General features: G+C 69.1%; 16 protein-coding genes and 3 tRNA genes. 13 read left to right on the top strand and 6 right to left on the bottom strand.

The window, feature by feature from the left end:
* Together AB0O93_RS12940 and AB0O93_RS12935 are read left to right on the top strand one after the other, a co-directional pair.
* Positions 1 to 1,173: a cytochrome P450 gene (locus AB0O93_RS12940; protein ID WP_363343968.1), complete on the top strand. Its 1,173-nt coding sequence runs from the start codon at positions 1 to 3 to the stop codon at positions 1,171 to 1,173.
* 113 nt (positions 1,174 to 1,286) lie between these two features.
* The gene (locus AB0O93_RS12935) at positions 1,287 to 1,880 is read left to right on the top strand and encodes a TetR/AcrR family transcriptional regulator (RefSeq protein ID WP_363343966.1); all 594 of its coding nucleotides are present in this window, start codon (positions 1,287 to 1,289) and stop codon (positions 1,878 to 1,880) included.
* Between the two features lie 34 nt (positions 1,881 to 1,914).
* On the opposite strand, the gene AB0O93_RS12930 is transcribed toward AB0O93_RS12935, so the two are convergent.
* On the bottom strand, positions 1,915 to 2,709 hold the full coding sequence (locus AB0O93_RS12930) for an IclR family transcriptional regulator (protein ID WP_363343964.1): 795 nt from the start codon (positions 2,707 to 2,709) through the stop codon (positions 1,915 to 1,917).
* A gap of 43 nt (positions 2,710 to 2,752) precedes the next feature.
* The gene (locus tag AB0O93_RS12925; RefSeq protein WP_363343962.1) at positions 2,753 to 3,289 is read right to left on the bottom strand and encodes a carboxymuconolactone decarboxylase family protein; all 537 of its coding nucleotides are present in this window, start codon (positions 3,287 to 3,289) and stop codon (positions 2,753 to 2,755) included.
* A 162-nt stretch (positions 3,290 to 3,451) separates the two neighbouring features.
* Between AB0O93_RS12925 and AB0O93_RS12920 the strand changes: the two genes are divergently transcribed.
* The 8 genes from AB0O93_RS12920 to AB0O93_RS12885 all read left to right on the top strand — a co-directional run bounded on the left by AB0O93_RS12920 (position 3,452) and on the right by AB0O93_RS12885 (position 12,506).
* Positions 3,452 to 4,237: an SDR family oxidoreductase gene (locus AB0O93_RS12920; RefSeq protein WP_363343960.1), complete on the top strand. Its 786-nt coding sequence runs from the start codon at positions 3,452 to 3,454 to the stop codon at positions 4,235 to 4,237.
* 41 nt (positions 4,238 to 4,278) lie between these two features.
* Positions 4,279 to 5,061: an SDR family oxidoreductase gene (locus AB0O93_RS12915; protein WP_363343958.1), complete on the top strand. Its 783-nt coding sequence runs from the start codon at positions 4,279 to 4,281 to the stop codon at positions 5,059 to 5,061.
* 34 nt (positions 5,062 to 5,095) lie between these two features.
* Positions 5,096 to 5,971 carry a fumarylacetoacetate hydrolase family protein gene (locus tag AB0O93_RS12910; protein WP_363343956.1) on the top strand — a complete coding sequence of 292 codons (876 nt, stop codon included), beginning with the start codon at positions 5,096 to 5,098 and terminating at the stop codon, positions 5,969 to 5,971.
* Positions 5,968 to 6,810 carry a fumarylacetoacetate hydrolase family protein gene (locus AB0O93_RS12905; protein ID WP_363343954.1) on the top strand — a complete coding sequence of 281 codons (843 nt, stop codon included), beginning with the start codon at positions 5,968 to 5,970 and terminating at the stop codon, positions 6,808 to 6,810. The genes AB0O93_RS12910 and AB0O93_RS12905 overlap by 4 nt, the downstream gene beginning before the upstream one ends.
* 190 nt (positions 6,811 to 7,000) lie before the next feature.
* The gene (locus AB0O93_RS12900; RefSeq protein ID WP_363343952.1) at positions 7,001 to 8,569 is read left to right on the top strand and encodes an ABC transporter substrate-binding protein; all 1,569 of its coding nucleotides are present in this window, start codon (positions 7,001 to 7,003) and stop codon (positions 8,567 to 8,569) included.
* Between the two features lie 144 nt (positions 8,570 to 8,713).
* Positions 8,714 to 9,655 (top strand): ABC transporter permease, encoded by a 942-nt coding sequence (locus AB0O93_RS12895; protein ID WP_363343950.1) that lies wholly within the window; start codon positions 8,714 to 8,716, stop codon positions 9,653 to 9,655.
* Positions 9,652 to 11,622: a dipeptide/oligopeptide/nickel ABC transporter permease/ATP-binding protein gene (locus AB0O93_RS12890; RefSeq protein ID WP_363343948.1), complete on the top strand. Its 1,971-nt coding sequence runs from the start codon at positions 9,652 to 9,654 to the stop codon at positions 11,620 to 11,622. The genes AB0O93_RS12895 and AB0O93_RS12890 overlap by 4 nt, the downstream gene beginning before the upstream one ends.
* Positions 11,619 to 12,506, top strand: coding sequence for an ATP-binding cassette domain-containing protein (locus AB0O93_RS12885; protein WP_363343946.1), 888 nt, complete (start codon positions 11,619 to 11,621; stop codon positions 12,504 to 12,506). The genes AB0O93_RS12890 and AB0O93_RS12885 overlap by 4 nt, the downstream gene beginning before the upstream one ends.
* Positions 12,507 to 12,523: 17 nt before the next feature.
* Here AB0O93_RS12885 and AB0O93_RS12880 read toward each other — a convergent pair whose 3' ends face one another.
* On the bottom strand, positions 12,524 to 13,450 hold the full coding sequence (locus tag AB0O93_RS12880) for a LysR family transcriptional regulator (protein ID WP_363343944.1): 927 nt from the start codon (positions 13,448 to 13,450) through the stop codon (positions 12,524 to 12,526).
* Between the two features lie 143 nt (positions 13,451 to 13,593).
* Here AB0O93_RS12880 and AB0O93_RS12875 point away from each other — a divergent pair, with 143 nt between their 5' ends.
* Entirely contained in the window at positions 13,594 to 14,493 is a 900-nt protein-coding gene (locus AB0O93_RS12875) for an alpha/beta hydrolase fold domain-containing protein (RefSeq protein ID WP_363343942.1), read from the top strand.
* 73 nt (positions 14,494 to 14,566) lie between these two features.
* Entirely contained in the window at positions 14,567 to 15,616 is a 1,050-nt protein-coding gene (locus tag AB0O93_RS12870; protein WP_363343940.1) for an alpha/beta fold hydrolase, read from the top strand.
* Between the two features lie 44 nt (positions 15,617 to 15,660).
* Here the strand turns inward: AB0O93_RS12870 and AB0O93_RS12865 are convergent.
* The 3 genes from AB0O93_RS12865 to AB0O93_RS12855 form a co-directional block, all read right to left on the bottom strand.
* Positions 15,661 to 15,733: transfer RNA gene (locus tag AB0O93_RS12865), tRNA-Phe, on the bottom strand.
* 82 nt (positions 15,734 to 15,815) lie between these two features.
* Positions 15,816 to 15,889, bottom strand: a tRNA-Asp gene (locus AB0O93_RS12860).
* Positions 15,890 to 15,917: 28 nt separating this feature from the next.
* Positions 15,918 to 15,990: transfer RNA gene (locus AB0O93_RS12855), tRNA-Glu, on the bottom strand.
* Between the two features lie 192 nt (positions 15,991 to 16,182).
* Here AB0O93_RS12855 and AB0O93_RS12850 point away from each other — a divergent pair.
* The gene (locus tag AB0O93_RS12850; RefSeq protein WP_363343938.1) at positions 16,183 to 17,676 is read left to right on the top strand and encodes a M23 family metallopeptidase; all 1,494 of its coding nucleotides are present in this window, start codon (positions 16,183 to 16,185) and stop codon (positions 17,674 to 17,676) included.
* The last annotated feature ends 10 nt before the right edge of the window (positions 17,677 to 17,686 follow it).

Genomic DNA, 17,686 nt, shown 5'->3' with positions numbered 1-17,686 from the left:
GTGAACGCACCCACCTCATCGATCGATCTCTTCTCGGACGACGTCCTCGCCGACCCGTACGCCGCGCACCGAGAGCTCCGCGAGACGGCAGCCGCCGTGTACATGGAGACGTGCGACGCGTACGCCATTCCGCGCTACAAGGACGTCCACCACGTGTTGGCCACCGACACGGTCTTCTCGTCTCGTGCGAGCATCTCTGTGAACCCGGCGTTCAACAAGCTCTACGAGGGGGCGGTCATCGCCTCGGACGGGGAGGAGCATTCGCGGCTCCGCTCGGTCCTGTCCGGCCGCCTCGCGCCGCGCGCGCTGCGATCCCTGAGAGCGGACATAGCCGAGCGCGCGGATCGCTTCGTCGACGGGATCGTGGCGCGGGGATCCTTCGACGCGGTCACCGACTTCGCCAAGGTCTTCCCCGTCACCGTCGTCGCCGACCTCGTGGGCGTGCCCGAGGAGGGGCGCGAGCACTTCCTGGATCGCGCGGACCGCAACTTCAATCTCTTCGGTCCGGACAATGCGCGTGCACGGGCATCCCTCGGCGTCCACGACGAGAGCTACGCGTACGTCAGCATGATCGGCAAGCGTGAGAACCTCGCGCCGGGGAGCTTCGGCGCCACGATCTACGAAGCCATCGACGCCGGCATCGTCACGGAGCCCGAGGGGTGGCGTCTGCTCATCACCTATCTCTTCGCGGGCATGGACACCACCATCAACGCCATCGGGCACGCGATCTGGCTGTTCGGGCGGCATCCGGAGCAGTGGCAGATGATCCGCGCGAATCGGGAGCTCATTCCGGCCGCGTTCGAGGAGGTGCTGCGGTTCGAGTCGCCCGTCCAGGTGTTCACCCGGGGTGCGGTGGCGGCGACCGAGATCGACGGAGTGCGGATTCCGGAGGGGGCGCGTGTGCTCACCCTGTTCGGGTCGGCCAATCGCGATCCGCGTCAGTGGTCGGACCCGGACACCTTCGACATACGGCGCGACACCTCCGGGCACCTCGGATTCGGGCACGGCCGCCACGGCTGCGCAGGGCAGGGACTGGCGCGCATCGAGGCGGTGTCGCTGCTGTCCTCTCTTGCCGATCGGGTGGACTCCTTCGACACGGGCGTGCCGTTCCCCCACCTCAACAACGCGGTGCGCGGGCTCGCCTCGCTGCCCGTGGCGGTGTCCTTCGCGTGATCGATGTCCGCTCGTGCCGCCGCCGTATACTGCGAACGGATCCGGGGCGCACGCGCGCCTCACGCACGATCGCCGATGACTGCAGTGGAGAGGATCGCTGACGGGAGGATGCCGTGCCGGCGCACCGGGTGGGATCGAACATCAAGGGTCGAAGCAGCAAGGAGGCCATCCTCCGCGCCGCCACCACGGTGTTCGCGGACCATGGCTACCGGGGCACCACCATGGCGCTTGTGGCGGCGGCGGCCTCGTTGACGCACCCGGGACTTCTCTATCACTTCCCGAACAAGGAGCAGCTGCTGTTCGCGGTGATGGACCGCCACCTCGTTCCCGGCGTGACCCGGGTCGAGCGCGCCGCCGAGGACGGATCCGAGGCGGTGTTCGCGACCCTGCGGGAGATCGCCGACGAGAACCTCGATGACCCGGAATGGGTGCGGCTGGCATCCGTGCTCATGGCGGAGTCTCTGGCTCCGGATCATCCTGCTCACGCGTACTTCGCCGAGCGGACATCGCGCATCGCGTCCGCCCTGTCGGCAGGACTGAGCGATCTCGATCCCGACCCGGCTCGCCGACTGTCGATCGCACGCTTCCTCAACGCCTCGTGGGACGGACTGCGCATGCACTCGCTGCTCGACCCGTCGATCGACGTCCTCGGCGATCTCGAGCGACTCGTCGACCTCGTCCGTCGCGCGGGAACGACGGGCGGGTGACGTTCCGTCCACGTCGTCGTGAGCGCGTCCGGACTCACGCCGCGCGCAGCCGGAGCGTGATCTCCTCAGCAGTCGCCTGTAGTCGCGGCAGCAGCCGGGTGCGCAGGTCGTCGACGGTGTGGCGCGTGGTCGCCGCGGCGATGTTGATCGCCGCGGCGGGCTGCGATTCGCGGCCGAACACCGGCACGGCGACCGACCGCAGACCCGCCGCGACCTCCTCGTCCTGCAGGGCGAAGCCCTGCGCGCGGGTTTCGGTCAGGCGCGGCAGGAGGTCATCGACGGAGCGCGCCGCGTTGGGCCCTCCCGCTCTCGCGAAATCGAATCGCGCGAGGCGCTCGCGGACGTCGTCCTCGTCGAGATAGGCGAGCAGCAGCTTGCCCATCGACGTGAGGGGCGCCGGCAGGGTCGAGCCGACCTGGATGTTGGCGGTCACGATGTCGGTATTGCGGATGCGTGCCAGGTAGAGCACCTCGGCACCGCGGAGGACGCCGAGGTTGACGGTCTCGCCGGTCGCCTCCGCCAGCTGCCGCAGAGGTCGCTCGCTGATCTGCACGATGCTCGAGCCGCGCAACGCGGCCGAGCCCAGGGTGAGCACGGAGACGCCCGGGCGGATCGCGCCGTCGGTGAGCCGCTCCACGAATCCCTCCTGCTCGAGGGTGGCCACGACGCGGAACGCGGTGGGCATCGGGAGACCGGTGCGGTCACAGATCTCGCGCAGCTTCAGCGAGGTCACGCTCTCGTCGAACAGACGCAGCACATCGAGGCCCTTCGCCAGCGCCTCGATGCGATAACGGTTCGCCGACTTTTCCTCGGGCGGATCTGCTTTCATGCGGTGAAACCTAACTCGTGCGCTCGTGCGGTGCAAACGGGGATCACGGCGCGACGCGGAATGCGCGCAACTGCAGAGCGAGCATCGCGTAGTACCCCACGAGCACCGTCAGCTCGAACACCTGCTCGCGCCCGAGCATCGTGACCGCCCGCGTCCAGGTGTCGTCGCTCAGGTCGCCGTGGGCGAGCTCGCGCGCGGTCTCGGCCACGACACGCTCCGCGCCGTCGAACGCGCGCGTGTCCTCGCGTCGGAGCGCGGCGATCTCGTCGTCGCTCAGCCCGGCCGCCCGCCCCACCGCCTCGTGCGCCTCGCGCTCGAACGCGCTGTCCCATCGTGCGGCGACCAGCAGGATCGCCATCTCCCGACTGCGGGCGTCGAGGCTGCCCGAATAGCGGATGGCGGCGCCCACTTGCTGCACCGCCTCCCCGAGTCCGGGTGAGAGGAGGAGCGCATTGAACGGGCCGCGAAGCGACCCGTCGTCGCGCGTGAGGGCGAAGTGCTGAGGGCCCGTGGCGCGCGCACCCCCCGCGATCGCGTCGTACAGGGCGCGCTGCGGGCCGTCGAGCTCGGCAGGGGTCATCGGAGCGAGTCGAGCGGACACGACTCTCCTTTCCGCCGAACCGCGCTGCGGGCCGGCCATGAAGCGAGCACCGTTTGACAACGGCGCCGGTCGCTCGTAGTTTACAACCAGCAAAAGCAGATTTTGAAGAACGAAAGTTCCGCGAGGGTCGAAGGAGACCGGATGTCGCAGGTTGCTGATCACAGCGTGGCCGCACCGCCGTCGTGGCTGGGGCTCGGCGGGGCGCGCGTCCTCGTCGCCGGTGCGGGCGGCATCGGGGGCGCCTGCGCCGCCGCATACGCCGGAGAAGGTGCTCGGGTGGCGGTCGTGGATCGCGACCCCGCCGCACTCGCGGCACTCGCGGCAGCCCATCCCGACGTCGAGTTTGTCCTCCTCGAGGCGGACCTGACGGCGCGGGGTGCCGGAGCGGACGTCGTCGGTCGCGCCGTCGTGTCACTCGGCGGACTCGATGTGATGCTGCACGCCGTGGGCATCAACGACCGGCGTCCCATCCTGGAGTTCACCGAGGAGGAGTGGGACCACATCCTCCGCGTGAACCTCACCTCGGTGTTCGGCCTCGCGCAGGCCGCCGGTCGCCACATGGTGGCGCAGGGATACGGGCGTGTGCTGGCGCTGTCGAGCGTCTCGGGTCTGCTCGCGCACCACTCGCACGGCCCGTACGCGGCCTCCAAGGGGGGCATCAACCAGCTGATCCGCGTGATGGCGCGCGAATGGGCGCCCTACGGCGTCACCGTCAACGCGCTCGCGCCGGGGTACATCGAAACGCCGCTCACCGCCGCGCATCTCGCCAAGCCCGGCAAACGCGCCGAGCTCGAGAGTCAGGTGCCGGCGGGCAGACTGGGCACGCCCGACGAGCTGACGGGGCCGGCGCTGTTCCTCTCCTCCGCGCACGCGGGGTTCATCACCGGACACATCCAGTACATCGACGGTGGCCGCACGCTCGTGTGAGCGGCCGCCTCCGACAGACCACAACGAAGAGAGAGGTCGTCATGACACAGATCTACCCCCGCTTCGAGGGGAAGACCGTGCTCGTCACCGGCGCCGGCACCGGATTCGGTGCTGAGATCGCCGTGCGTGCCGCGCAGGAGGGAGCGAAGGTCGCGGTCCACTACCGTTCGTCGCGCGCCGGCGCGGAGAAGACGCTCGAGCGAATCCGCGAGGCGGGCAGTGACGGCATCCTCGTCCAGGGTGACATCGGCTCGTGGGACGAGATCAGACGGATGGCCGACGAGGTGTGGGAGGCGTTCGGCACGCTCGATGTGCTCGTCAACAACGTCGGCGACGTCTCGAGCGAGCAGATGTCGTGGCGTGAGCTCACCCAGGAGGCCCTGGATGCCGTGGTCGACATCGACGTCAAGGGCACGCTGCTGATGACCCATGAGTTCGGCGAGCGCATGCTGGAGCAGCCGGGCGGTGGCAACATCGTCAACGTCGGCTCCACCGTCATCGTGCGCGGCTCGCCCCGCGCGCCGCAGTACGCGGCGGCGAAGTACGCGATCCTGGGCATCACGAAGTCCTACGCCAAGGTCCTCGCGCCGAAGGTGCGTGTCAACACGTTCGCACCCGGTTTCATGGAGACCGAGCGACTGCTCCAGCGCGAAGACTGGAAGAGCGGTCGCCGAGAGGTGCTCATCTCGCAGACGCCGATGGGGCACATCCCCCCGCCCGAGTTCGTCGCAGGCACCTGCCTGTGGCTCGCAACCGACGAAGCCGCGCACCTCACGGGCAGTTACATGCTCGCCGACGGCGGCTTCAACATGGTCGGCGCATGAGCGTCGGCATCCGAATCTACTGAGGAGACACACCATGAAACTCATCACCTTCGACGGCGGCCGTGTCGGTCGTCTGGAGCTCGAAGAGGGCACCGTCATCGAGCTCGACGTTCCCTCCACGCGCGAGTATTTCGAGCGCGGCGGCGACGTGCGGGAGACCGGCGAGCGTCTGAACTACGCCGACGTGAAGCTCGAGGCGCCCATCCGTCCGAAGAAGTTCTTCCACACCGCGGGCAACTTCATCGACCACCACAACGAGCTCGAGGCGGTGGATTGGTCGCACCCGGTGCACAAGGGCATCGTGTTCTTCCAGAACCTCGACGCGATCATCGGTCCGGACGACGACATCGTCTACCCGGAGGGGCTGACGAAGGAGCTCGACTACGAGCTCGAGATGGCGATCGTCATCGGGAAGGCGGGCAAGTTCTTCAGCCCCGAGGAGGCGGAGGAGCACATCGCCGGCTTCACGATCTTCAATGACATCACCGCGCGCGACATCCAGCGCAAGGAGATGGAGTCGGGTGTGTTCTCGTTCTCGAAGGGCATCGACACCTTCTGCCCCATCGGCCCGTGGATCGTCACGAAGGACGAGATCCCCGATATGCACAACCTCGCGATGCAGCTCCGGGTGAACGGTGAGGTGCGCCAGCAGGGCAACACCAACCAGACCCGCATCCAGTGGCCGCACCTCGTCGCCTATCACTCGCCGCAGATCTTCTCCGCCGGCGACCTCCTCACCACGGGCACCATCTCGGGAGTCGCGGCGGTGCAGAAGAACCCGTTCGACTTCTACCTCAACCCCGGCGACGTCGTCGAGGCGGAGATCGAGGGGCTCGGAGTCCTCCGCAACCGGGTGATCTCGTGGGAGGACCGCTACGGCGAGCCCGCCCCGCAGCGGGTCGACTGGTGAGGGTCGCCAATCTGAACGGCCGTCTCGTCCTCGTCGTTGGAGACGAGACGGCCCTCGATGTCGCGGAGGCCTCCGAAGGGCGGTTCGGGCCGGACCCCATGTCGGCCTACGAGGATTGGGATGCGTTCGCGCGGTGGGCTCGCTCCGCCGACGTGAGCGGCGCTCCCCTCGATCGCGCGCAGCTGGGCGCGCCGGTGCCGCGCCCCCCGCAGATCTTCGCGATCGGGGTGAACTACCGCGAGCACGCCGACGAGGCCGGCTACCCGCCCGACAGCCTGCCGGTGACGTTCACGAAGTTCGTCTCGAGCCTCACCGGGCCCGACACGACCGTCGCGCTGCCGGACGGGAACATCGACTGGGAGGTCGAGCTCGTCGTGGTCATCGGACGCGGCGGACACGGCATCACCCGCGACGACGCCTGGCGGCATGTCGCCGGGTTCACCGTCGGTCAAGATCTCTCCGAGCGCGTCGCTCAGCTGGCGGGGACGATGCCGCAGTTCAGCCTGGCGAAGTCGCACCCCGGCTTCTCTCCGACCGGCCCCTGGGTCGTCACGCCCGATGAGCTCGACGACCCCGCCGACCTGGCCATCTCGTGCGCGATCGACGGCGAGATCATGCAGGACTCCCGAACCTCGAGGATGATCTACGACATCCCCGAGCTCATCGTCCGGCTGTCCGCCGTCGCGACCCTGCTCCCGGGTGACCTCATCTTCAGCGGCACGCCGTCCGGAATCGGCAATCGCCGCACGCCACCGCGATTCCTCCGGCCGGGAGAAACGCTCACCTCGACGATCCAAGGCGTGGGAGAGCTCACCACGCGATTCGCCTCGTCAGGGTGACCCGTAGCCCCGGCGATGCGGGTCGACGCGATCGCGACGAAACGCACGTGAGGGAATGCCTAACGGCATGCGTACAACTTCCGAATAGCAAAACCAACTTTCATTAGAGACAATAGGGCTCTAGGGTCGCCGCAGACCCGCGCTGCACAACAGCGTGCAGGACCACAGCACTCGATCATTGGAGATCTGAATGGCTCTCAACACCGCACCCCGCCGAGGGGGGATAGCCCTCGCCGTGGCGGCTGTCACCGCGCTCGGACTCAGCGCCTGCTCCGGAAGCGGCGGCTCCGTCGACGAAGAGGGCGGCGACGCCGACACGTCGAAGGTCGTCATCGCCCTCGAGGCGGACATGGCTCCCAACGGCTACGACCCGCTGCGGTACAGCACCGGCCAGCGGTTCTTCTTCGAGGGGATGTACGACAGCCTGTTCACCCTCGACGAGGAAGGCCTTCCCACGCCCGGCGCGGCGACTTCCTTCGAGTTCAACGAAGACTTCACCGAGATGACGATGGACCTCGATACCTCGATCGTCTTCGACGATGGAACGGCGCTGAGCGCCGATCTGGTCAAGCAGAACCTCGACCAGCGCGACAACCCCGAACTGGGCGCCTACCGCGAGCTCGTCATCGGCGGCGAGGCCGAGATCAGCGAGGTCGTCGTCGTAGACGACGACACCGTCACGCTGGTGTTCGGCGCACCCCAACCCGGGTTCCAGGGCAACCTCACCTTCCCCGGCGGCGCGTTGATCGGCCCGGCCGGCCTCGCCGACCGCGCGAGCCTGGACACCACTCCCGACGGCTCGGGTCCCCTCACCATCGACGAGGGAGCCACCGTCAAGGGCAACACCTACCTGCAGGTCAAGAAGGAAGGCACCGACCGCGGCGACGAGTACCCGTTCGACGCGTACGAGTTCCGCCCCATCCTCGACCCGCAGGCCCGCACGAACGCCGCGATCTCCGGCGAGGTCGACCTGGCGATCGTCGGTGCCGACACGACCGAGCAGATCGAGGGCAGCGGCACCGGTCTCGTGGAGAACGGCGGCAACATCTACAACCTGATCCGCTTCGACAAGACCGGGGCGGTCAACCCCGCGTTCGCCGACCCGCGCGTGTTCAAGGCGCTGTCGATCGCGATCGACCGTGAGGCCTACGTCAACGCGGTCCACCCCGGTCAGGAGCCGACCGCCAACGTCATGCCGAAGGACAGTCCCGGATACCTTCCCGAGCTCGAGGAGGAGTACGCCTACGACCCCGAGGGAGCGATGGAGCTGCTGGCCGAGGCCGGCTACCCCGACGGGTTCGAGTTCGAGTTCATCATCTCCCCGCGAAGCCAGCGCGACCTCGAGGCCCTCCAGCCCTACTGGGCGGCGATCGGCGTCGACGTGGTGCTGACGACGGCGGCCTCGGACGAACAGCGGTTCGCCGCCACGCGCACCAACTACATGGGCGGACCCTTCCAGGCGAACTGGAGCAACCCGCTCGGCGTGGTCAACGGCGTGCTGTTCGGTTTCGCGAACCAGCACGGCGGCGAGGCTCCCGAGATCCAGGCGGCGGCCACCGAATACGGTGCGGCCCAGACGGACGAAGAGCGGGCCGAGGCGCTGCAGAACCTGAACCGCGCCATCGTCGAGGCCGGATGGCTGGGACCGCTCTACGAGGAGTTCGTGCCCTGGGCGTTCGCGCAGGAGAAGATCGCAGAACCGACCTTCCCGGGTGCGGAGCCGTACCCGATCCTCGGCGACGTCCAGCCGGCTTCGTAAGGCGAGGCGAACGGGTCCGGGGCGTCGGCGCTGTCGGCGCCCCGGACAGTCGCCTTTCACACCGCACATGATCATTGGAGATCAGATGTCCTGGTTTGCGCCCCGCACCCGCGACCGCCATGGCGCCACGCCCCGGGCGGCGTCATGACCCTGTTCATCCTCAGACGGATCGGCTTCGCGATCCTCACGCTGCTGATCGCATCCTTCCTCGCGTTCGCCCTGGTCCACCTGTCCGGCTCGACCCCCGGCGGCGTCGTTCTGGGCGTGGGGGGAACCGCCGAGCAGATCGAGGCGTACAACCAGGAGATCGGCTGGTACGACCCGTGGATCGTGCAGTTCTCCAACTGGGTCTGGCAGGTTCTCCAGGGCAATCTCGGCGTCTCCCTGATCGATGGCCGCGACATCGCGGCCGACATCGCCAAGCGGTTGCCCGTCACGGCGGCGCTGGCGCTGCTGGGAACGTTGTTCTGCTCCGTTCTCGGTATCGTCATGGGGGTCGTCGCCGCGGTGCGGGGCGGGATGGTCGACCGCGGGGTGACGGCGACCGCCGGCATCATGATCTCGCTCCCGGCCTTCTGGGTCGGCGTCCTTCTCGTCTTCGTCTTCGCGGTGCAGCTGAGGCTCCTGCCCGCCACGGGCTTCGTGCCCTTCGACGTGAATCCCGAAGCGTGGGCGCGCAGCCTCGTCCTGCCCGTCCTCACGATCGCGTTGACCGCCGCCGCCGGAATCGCGCGCCAGACCCGGGCGTCGATGGCCGAGGCCCTCACCCAGGAGCACATGCGCACGTTGCGGGCCACAGGCACGCCGATGAATCGCATCATCTATGTGCACGCGCTGCGCAGCGCGAGCCTGCCCATCGTGGCGAGCATCGCGATCCAGTTCATCATCCTCTTCTCCGGCTCGGTCGTGATCGAGGTCCTCTTCGCGCTGCCCGGTATCGGCCAAGCCATGCAGGCCGCCGTCGGCTCGTCGGATCTGCCCTTCGTCCAGGCTCTGGTGTTGATCGCCACGCTTGTCGTCGTCATCGTCAACCTCGCGCTGGAGCTCGTCAACCGCGCCCTCGATCCGAAGCTGCGTGCCTCATGACCGTTCCCACCACCGCCATCCTGCAACCGCGCCGGGCGCCCAAGCTCAACTCCCGCATCCTGCGCTCGCCGGCCGCGATCCTCTCGATCGTCTTCCTCGTCGGGCTCGTCGTCGCCTCGCTGACGGGGCCGCTGTGGTTGCGATACGGACCGCTCGAGCAAGACCTGGCCGCGGTGCTGCAGGGCCCGTCCGCCGAGCACCTGCTCGGCACCGACGAGCTCGGCCGCGACCTGCTCTCCCGTATCGTCACCGCCGCGGCTCCGACGCTGCTCATCGCCCTCATCGCGCCGGTCGTCGCGGTTCTCGTGACCGTGCCGCTCACTCTGTGGGCCGCTCGCTACGCGCGGGCGGAGTCGTTCGTCGGTCGCGCGAGCGAGATCATCTGGGCACTCCCCGGCATGATCATCATCCTCGCCGCGATCGCCGCGGTCGGCACGAACATGCCGATCATCATGGCGATCTTCGGCCTCCTGCTCTTCGGCGCCCTCTACCGGGTGTTCATCGGGCAGGCGATGTCGTTGCACAAGCAGCTGTATGTCGAGGCGGCAGCCGTGGACGGCGTGAAGCCGATGCGGGCGAGCCTTCGCCACGTCCTTCCGAACATGTCCACCACCGTCATCGTGCAGTTCGTGCTGCTCTTCGGTGCCGCGATCAGCATCCAGGCGGGGCTCGCGTTCATCGGCCTGGGTCCGCAGCCGCCTGAGCCCACCTGGGGCGGCATGATCAATACCGCCTCGCGGTTCATCTTCCAGCAGCCGTGGATGATGATCCCGCCGGGCGTCGTCCTGGCGCTGACGATCATCGCGGCGAACACGCTCGCCGACGTCGCCTCCGGCGGCAAGGCGATGCCGCCGCCCCTCATCGCCCTGCGGCGTCGGAAGAAGGCGACGAGTGCGCCGGGGCCCGAGGGAGCGGACGATCGGAGCACGTCCGCGGCAGGCGGCGACGGCGAGGGGCTCGTCGTCCAGGACCTCGTCATCGCGGTCGACGGCGGCCCCGATCTGGTCACCGGCGTGTCCTTCCGCGTACGTCCGGGCACGGTCATGGGCCTGGTGGGTGAGTCCGGCTGCGGAAAGTCGGTCACCTCGCACGCGATGCTCGGGTTGCTGACCCCCGGCCTGACGGTGCGGTCGGGCACGATCAGCTGGAACGGCGTCGACCTGTCGACGGCGAAGGAGGCGACGATGAAGAAGGTGCGCGGTCATGAGATCGCGTTCATCTCGCAGGAGCCGACCCGTGCTCTAGACCCGATGTTCACCGTCGGAACGCAGCTCACCGAGGCCATCAAGCGCCTCCGCCGCGTCTCGCGCTCGGAGGCGAAGGAGATCGCGCTCCAGCTGCTCACCGATGTGGGCATCGTCGACCCTCCGCGCGTGCTCAAGAGCTACCCGCATCAGATCTCGGGCGGTATGGCGCAGCGCGTCGCGATCGGACTCGCGCTGGCGGGGACCCCGAAGCTGCTCATCGCGGACGAGCCGACCACGGCCCTCGACGTCACGGTGCAGGCCGAAATCCTCGCGCTGCTGCGTGCGCTGGTCGCCGAGCGCGACATGGCCATCGTCATCGTCACGCACGACCTCGGAGTGGTCGCCGACATCTGCGACGAGGTGTCCGTCATGTACGCCGGCGAACTCGTCGAGACCGGTGGCGTCCGGGATGTCCTCGTCCGCCCCGAGCACCCGTACACGATGGCGCTGCTCGCCGCGGACCCGCATGCCGCTGTGCAGCTCGCGCACGCGGACACCCTCGCGTCCATCCCCGGGCAGGTCCCCGCTCCTGCCGAATGGCCGAGCGGCTGCCGATTCGCGGAACGCTGCCGCTTCGCCACCGACGACTGCCTCGGCACCGTGCCGCTCGATCCGCGAGCGGAGGGCGAAGGGCTCGTCCGCTGCGTGCGGCGTGATGAGGTCAAGGGCCGCCAGGAGGAGTGGCGCATGCCGGTCTCGATCGGAGGAGAGAGCGCATGACGATGCCGGATTCGACACGAAACGGGCAGGCGAGCCAGGACACTCCGCTGCTGGAGGTCCGAGATCTCGTCGTCCAGTACAGCAAGAAGGCGCCCCCGGCCGTGGAAGGCGTGTCCTTCTCGATCGCGCGAGGCGAGACGCTCGGGCTCGTGGGGGAGTCGGGGTCGGGCAAGACGACGATCGGGAAGGCGATCCTCGGTCTGCAGCCCGTCACCAGCGGTCAGATCCTGTTCGAGGGCGTCGACATCACCCATGCCAGCGCCGCGAAACGTCGTGAGCTGCAGGGCGATCTTCGGGCCGTCTTCCAGGACCCGTTCTCGTCTCTGAATCCGCGTCGTCCCATCGCCGACGCCATCGCCGAGCCGTTGCGGGTGGCCGGAGTCGCCAAGGCCGAGCGGACGGAACGGGTCAAGGACGTCCTCGGAGCTGTCGGCCTGCCCCGTACCTCCGGCGAGCGGTATCCACGACAGTTCTCGGGGGGTCAGCGCCAGCGCATCGCCATCGCCCGTGCGCTCGTGACCGACCCGCGGCTGGTGGTGTGCGACGAGGCTGTCAGCGCCCTCGACCTCTCGACCCAGGCCCAGGTGCTCAACCTTCTCGCGCAGCTCAGCCGGGGGAAGGACCTCGGCTATCTCTTCATCGCGCACGACATGGCCGTGGTGGAGTTCCTCGCCCAACGCGTGGTGGTCCTGTACCGCGGCAGGGTGATGGAGCAGGGATCCGCGGAGCAGGTGATGAACGACCCGCAGAACGCCTACACGCGCGTGCTCATGGCCGCGTCACCCGTACCGGACCCCGACGAGCAGGCGCGTCGGCGTGACGAGTGGCGACGGATGCGCGAGTCGTGGCGGGCGGAGACCGGTGTGGTCAAGCTGCCGATCTGAGCGTGCGCGATGCGGGGTCAGCTCTCGCCGAGCGGCGGCAGATCCGTGTCCACCAACGGCGAGATCGACCGTGCCGTCTCGCGGAAGACCGGAACCATCGGGTTGGTCGCATCCGTGAGGGTGCACAGCACGATCATCGCCGGGGAGACATCGGCCAGCGGCACGTACGCGATGCCGTCGCGGAGGTAGTTCAGCACACCGCCCTCGCCGCCGATGTTGACGCCGGCGCCGGCGGCGACGAGGTCCAGCAGCCCCTGCACGCTGTCGGCCGTCGGCCCACGCTGGGGCCGGGAGCCGTCCGGCCGCGGATCGACGACCCACCAGTTCACGATGTCGGGGTCACCGCCGGCGGCAGTGAGGAAGACCTCGTCGGCGGTCTCCATGATCGAAATCACCTCGCGGGACGCCAGCGGATGCGTGTCCGGGACGATGAGGACGCGCGGCTCCTCCCACAGCGCTTCCACGCGGATGCGCGGTGGAAGCTTCATGGGCCAGGGCGCGAGCACCACATCGACCTGACCGCTCGTGAGCGCGGACTCCACGTCGAAGAACCCCAGGCGGCGCATCTCGATGCGAGCGTCGGGCGCGCGGTGCAGCACGGAGGAGATGATGGCGGTGGAGAGGCCCGCCGTGCCCGACGCGACCATGCCGACGCGAATGCCCGGGGTCTCCCGTGCGCCACGCACCGACCGTGCCCAGGCCAGGATCTGATCATGGTCGTCCCGGACCCGCCGGGCCAGGGGCAGCAGGTCGAGACCTTGCGGTGTCATCGACACCTTTCGCGGGCTTCGATCGAACAACGGCACGCCGAGCTGGCTCTCCAGCTTGCTGATCTGCTGGCTGAGCGACGGTGGAGTGATGCGCAGGCGCTCGGCGGCTTTGCCGAAGTGCAGCTCCTCGGCGAGCACGCAGAAATACCGGATCGAATGGATCGGGACGTCCATGGTCTCGACGGTAGCCCATGCGACGGGACGGGCTCGCGTACTCGTGCGGTTCTCACCGCGCGCGGGACGTCGGCGAGCACCTGTGGGTCGGCCGGTGCGAGGCGCGTCTGGCAGGGTGTTCTCGATACCCCGGGAGGACCGAGATGATCGAGACCCACGACGTTGCGCTGACCTCGGCGGAGCACGACTTCCGAGTGCGCGTGTACCCGGCGCCCGATCCCGGCGGGGCCATGCTCGTCTGGCTCCACGGCGGCGCCTTCATGTTCGGCACGCTCGACATGCCCGAGGCCGATCAGGTCGGTCGGCGGCTGAGCGAGCGGGGCATCACCGTCGTCTCGGTCGATTACACGCTCGCTCCGTTGGGCGCCCTCGACGCGTTCGGGCCGCCGCCCGAGGAGAGTGACGTCTCGCCCGAGCAGATTCGCGCCGAAGCCGCGGCGGCAGGGCCCCGCGCACGCTTCCCGGTGCCGTCGCTGCAGACCGTCGCGGCGTTCGACTGGGCGGTGGAGAACGCCGTCCGCTACGCAGCCGACCCCGCCCGGGTGTCCCTCGGCGGCGCGAGCGCAGGCGCGAACCTCGCGACGGGCGCGGCGATGCGTCTGCGCGACCGCGCCCGGCGCGACCGCGGCGCGACCTCGCCTCGTTTCCTCGCGCTGGTCTATCCGTCGCTGCATGACGGCATCCTCGAGCCGAACGACGAGACGGCCGGAATCCTGCGTGATGTCCCCGCGGGCCGGCTCTTCACGCCGGAGATCCGCTCGGTGATCAACCGCAACTACCTGCCCGACGGTGACGACCCCCACGGGTACGCCTTTCCGGGTGGCCATGATCTGACGAGCCTGCCCCCTACGCTCATCGTCAACGCCGAGCGTGACAGCCTGCGTCCGTCGGGGGAGGCGTTCGCGGCCGAGCTCGCGCGGGCGAGCGTCGACGTGCGGGTCGTGCGACAGCACGGCGCGATGCACGGATACCTCAGCGAGATCGGCGCTCCGGCGGCCGAACGGACCTTGGCGCTACTGGAGCAGGCGATCTCGCAGGCGTGAGACCCGCCGGAGCCTCTCCGCCCGGGGCGGTCCGCCGCCGCCCAGCGGCCGGCGCTCCTGGCATCCTGGACGCATGCCCGCGACAGAGGACGCCCCCGACGTCGACGTCGAGCACGTCGGCGACGGTCGCCGCGTCACGCGTGTGACGCGCGTGCAGGCGACGTCCGGCGTCGGCGGCCGGCCGTTCGTCCTGGTGGCGGGGGTCGGTGTCGCGGCGACGTACTTCGAGTTCCTCGCGCCGACGCTCGCCGAGAGCGGTGACGTGTTCGCCCTCGATCTGCCGGGCTTCGCGGGGATGCCGCGGCCCGGCGATCGGCCGACGGCGGCGTTCTTCGCCGACCGGGTGGAGGAGGTCCTCGACCATTACGGTCTGGTGGATCCGGTGATCATCGGTCACTCGATGGGGACGCAGGTGGTCGCCGAGGTGCTGATCCGTCGGCCCGAGGTGCGTCACGCCGTCCTCGTCAGCCCCGTCGTCAACGATCGGGAGGCGTCGTTGCCGCTCGTCGCCCTGCGCTTCGCGCAGTCGGCGACGCGCGAGACCTTGCATCTGGCGATGACGGCGCTGTCGGCGTACGTCCTCTGCGGCGTCGTGTACTTCGCGCGGGTGCTTCCGCATCTCCTGCGGTACCGCTTGATCGAGCGGCTTCCGCTCGTCGCCGCATCCGTCCTGCTGATCCGCGGCGAGTTCGACCCGACGTCGCCCCGGCGATTCCACTCGCGCCTGGTCGCGGCTGCCCGGGACGCCCGCCGGTGGGAAATTCGGGGAGCCGCGCACTCGATCATCAACGCCCACGCGATCGGCGCGGCCGACCTCATCGTGCGACACGCGAACGACGCGATCGCTCCGAAGGGACGGATGCCGGCTGAGAAGGCGGTCGTTCCACCGCCGCCCCACGCGGGGCTGGACATCGTCCTCAGCGCCCTGCGCGAGCGGATCGCGGAGTGGTGGTCCGCCGCGCGCGGCGACGAGGAAGGTGTCGAGCGCGCGAAGGAGCGGCACGCACGCATCCTGTGGCGCGCCTACTCGCGGTCCGGGCGGGACCCGCGACGCGCCGCCGGCGTCGAGACGGGGACGGCGGCGGGGGGTCCTCCCGGGAAAGACGAAACCCCCGCGATGTAGAAGCTACGCGAGGGTTCCTGGGATGACTGTAACGGTCATCCGTGTGGCTCCGACCGGCATCGATCCGGTGACCTTTCGATTTTCAGTCGAACGCTCTACCAACTGAGCTACAGAGCCGCGCGGCATCCGTATCGTGAACGACGCGATGCCACGTCCTAGACGAAAGGCCCTCTTTTCACAAAGGGCCTGTCGCTCGGAGCGACCCTGACGGGACTTGAACCCGCGACCTCCGCCGTGACAGGGCGGCACGCTAACCAACTGCGCTACAGGGCCATACGTTTTCAATTATATGTGCGGAGAGTGACCCCAACGGGATTCGAACCCGTGCTACCGCCGTGAAAGGGCGGCGTCCTAGGCCGCTAAACGATGGGGCCGAGCGAACCCGGAGGCTCACGCTTACCGACGCCCAAGCATACGTAATCTTCGGCCGATGTGCCAATCGAGGGCGTGTGCACCCGGAAAGAGAGCGGTCGAGGGCGCACACTGAGCCCGCGGATGCCGCGTCCCGACGTCGGTCGTGCCGGAAAAAACCGTTGCGAAAGTGACGTGTGTTGCTAGTGTGATCGATGTTGCGACGCGGGAGGGAGGTTGCTGTGCACTCCGACGACGCATCAGATGATTGCGGCTGCGCCCCCACTGCCGCCGAACGCGCGCGCCTCTGGCCCGTGGTCAACCGCCGCAACGCCCTCGGGCTCGGCCTGATCGGCGCGGCGACCCTCGGCACCCTCGCGGGACCGATGATGCCGGCCGCCTTCGCCGCCGACTATCCGACGTGGGACGACGTCAAGCGTGCGCGCGCGAACGAAGCGGCCAAGCGCGGCGAGATCTCCCGCATCGAGGGGCTCATCCGCTCGCTCGCCGATGACGTGACCGCCAAGCGCGCCGAGGCCGAGCGCCTCGCCGACGAGTTCTACGTCGCGCAGCAGGAGTACTTCGCCGCCGCGTACCGCGCGGACCAGCTCCAGGCCGAGGCCGACACGCAGGCGGCGGCCGCCGTCGATGCGGCCAACAAGGCGGGGCGTGTCGCCGCGCAGCTGTACCGTCAGGGCGGCGACGACACCTCCCTCGAGCTCTTCTTCGCCGGGTCTGCGGCATCCGCCGACGATCTGCTGTCGCGCCTCGGCACGATGGACAAGCTCATCCAGCGGAACCAGGCCGTGTACGCCGAGGCGATCACGGCGCGGGACTCCGCGCAGAACCTCCTCGAGCTCGCCAAAGAGCAGCGCGCCGAGCGCGACCGTCTGCAGCGCATCGCCGAAGAGAAGATGGTCGCCTCGCAACAGGCGGCCGCGGCCGCGGAGGCGGCGCTCCAGGCCGAGCAGAGTAACCGCGTGCGCCTCGAGGCGCAGCTTGCGGCGCTCCGCGACACCACGAGCAAGACCGTTGCCGAGTACGAAGAGGGCGTCCGCGTCCGCGAAGAGGCCGAGCGCAAGGCCCGCGAAGAAGCCGAGCGCCGTGCGCGGGAGGAGGCGGAGCGCCTCGCCCGCCTCGAGCGCGAACGTCTGGCCCGCGAGCAGCGTGAGCGCGAGCAGGCGGCGGCCAACAACGGCGGTGGCAACTCCGGCGGTGGTGGCGGTGGCGGCGGCGGCAACTCGGGCGGTGGCGGCGGAGGCAACTCCGGCGGTGGCGGAGGAGGCGGCGGTAACGGCTGGGCCCGCCCGTCGGCCGGAGGGCGCACCTCCGGGTACGGACCTCGGTCGGTCCAGTGCGGATCGGGCTACTGCTCCAGCGGCTTCCACTACGGCGTCGACCTCGCGGCCGGCTGCAGCGCGGGGATCTACGCCGCCGCGGCGGGCACCGTGGTCTACTCCGGCTACAACGGCGGCTACGGCAACTACATCAAGATCGACCACGGCGGCGGCATCAGCACCGGCTACGCCCACATCCGCTCGGGCGGGCTCTTCGTCGGCTACGGCCAGCGCGTCGGCGCCGGGCAGCTCATCGCCGCAGAGGGCAACACCGGCAACTCGTTCGGCTGCCACCTGCACTTCGAGGCGTACGTCAACGGCGGCACCGTGAACCCCATCGACTTCCTCGCCGCCCGGGGCATCTGGGTCTGATCCCCTCGCG

It is taken from the genome of Microbacterium sp. NPDC077184, assembly GCF_040687055.1.
Taxonomy (GTDB): domain Bacteria; phylum Actinomycetota; class Actinomycetes; order Actinomycetales; family Microbacteriaceae; genus Microbacterium.
This window is presented reverse-complemented; position numbering and strand designations above follow the sequence as displayed.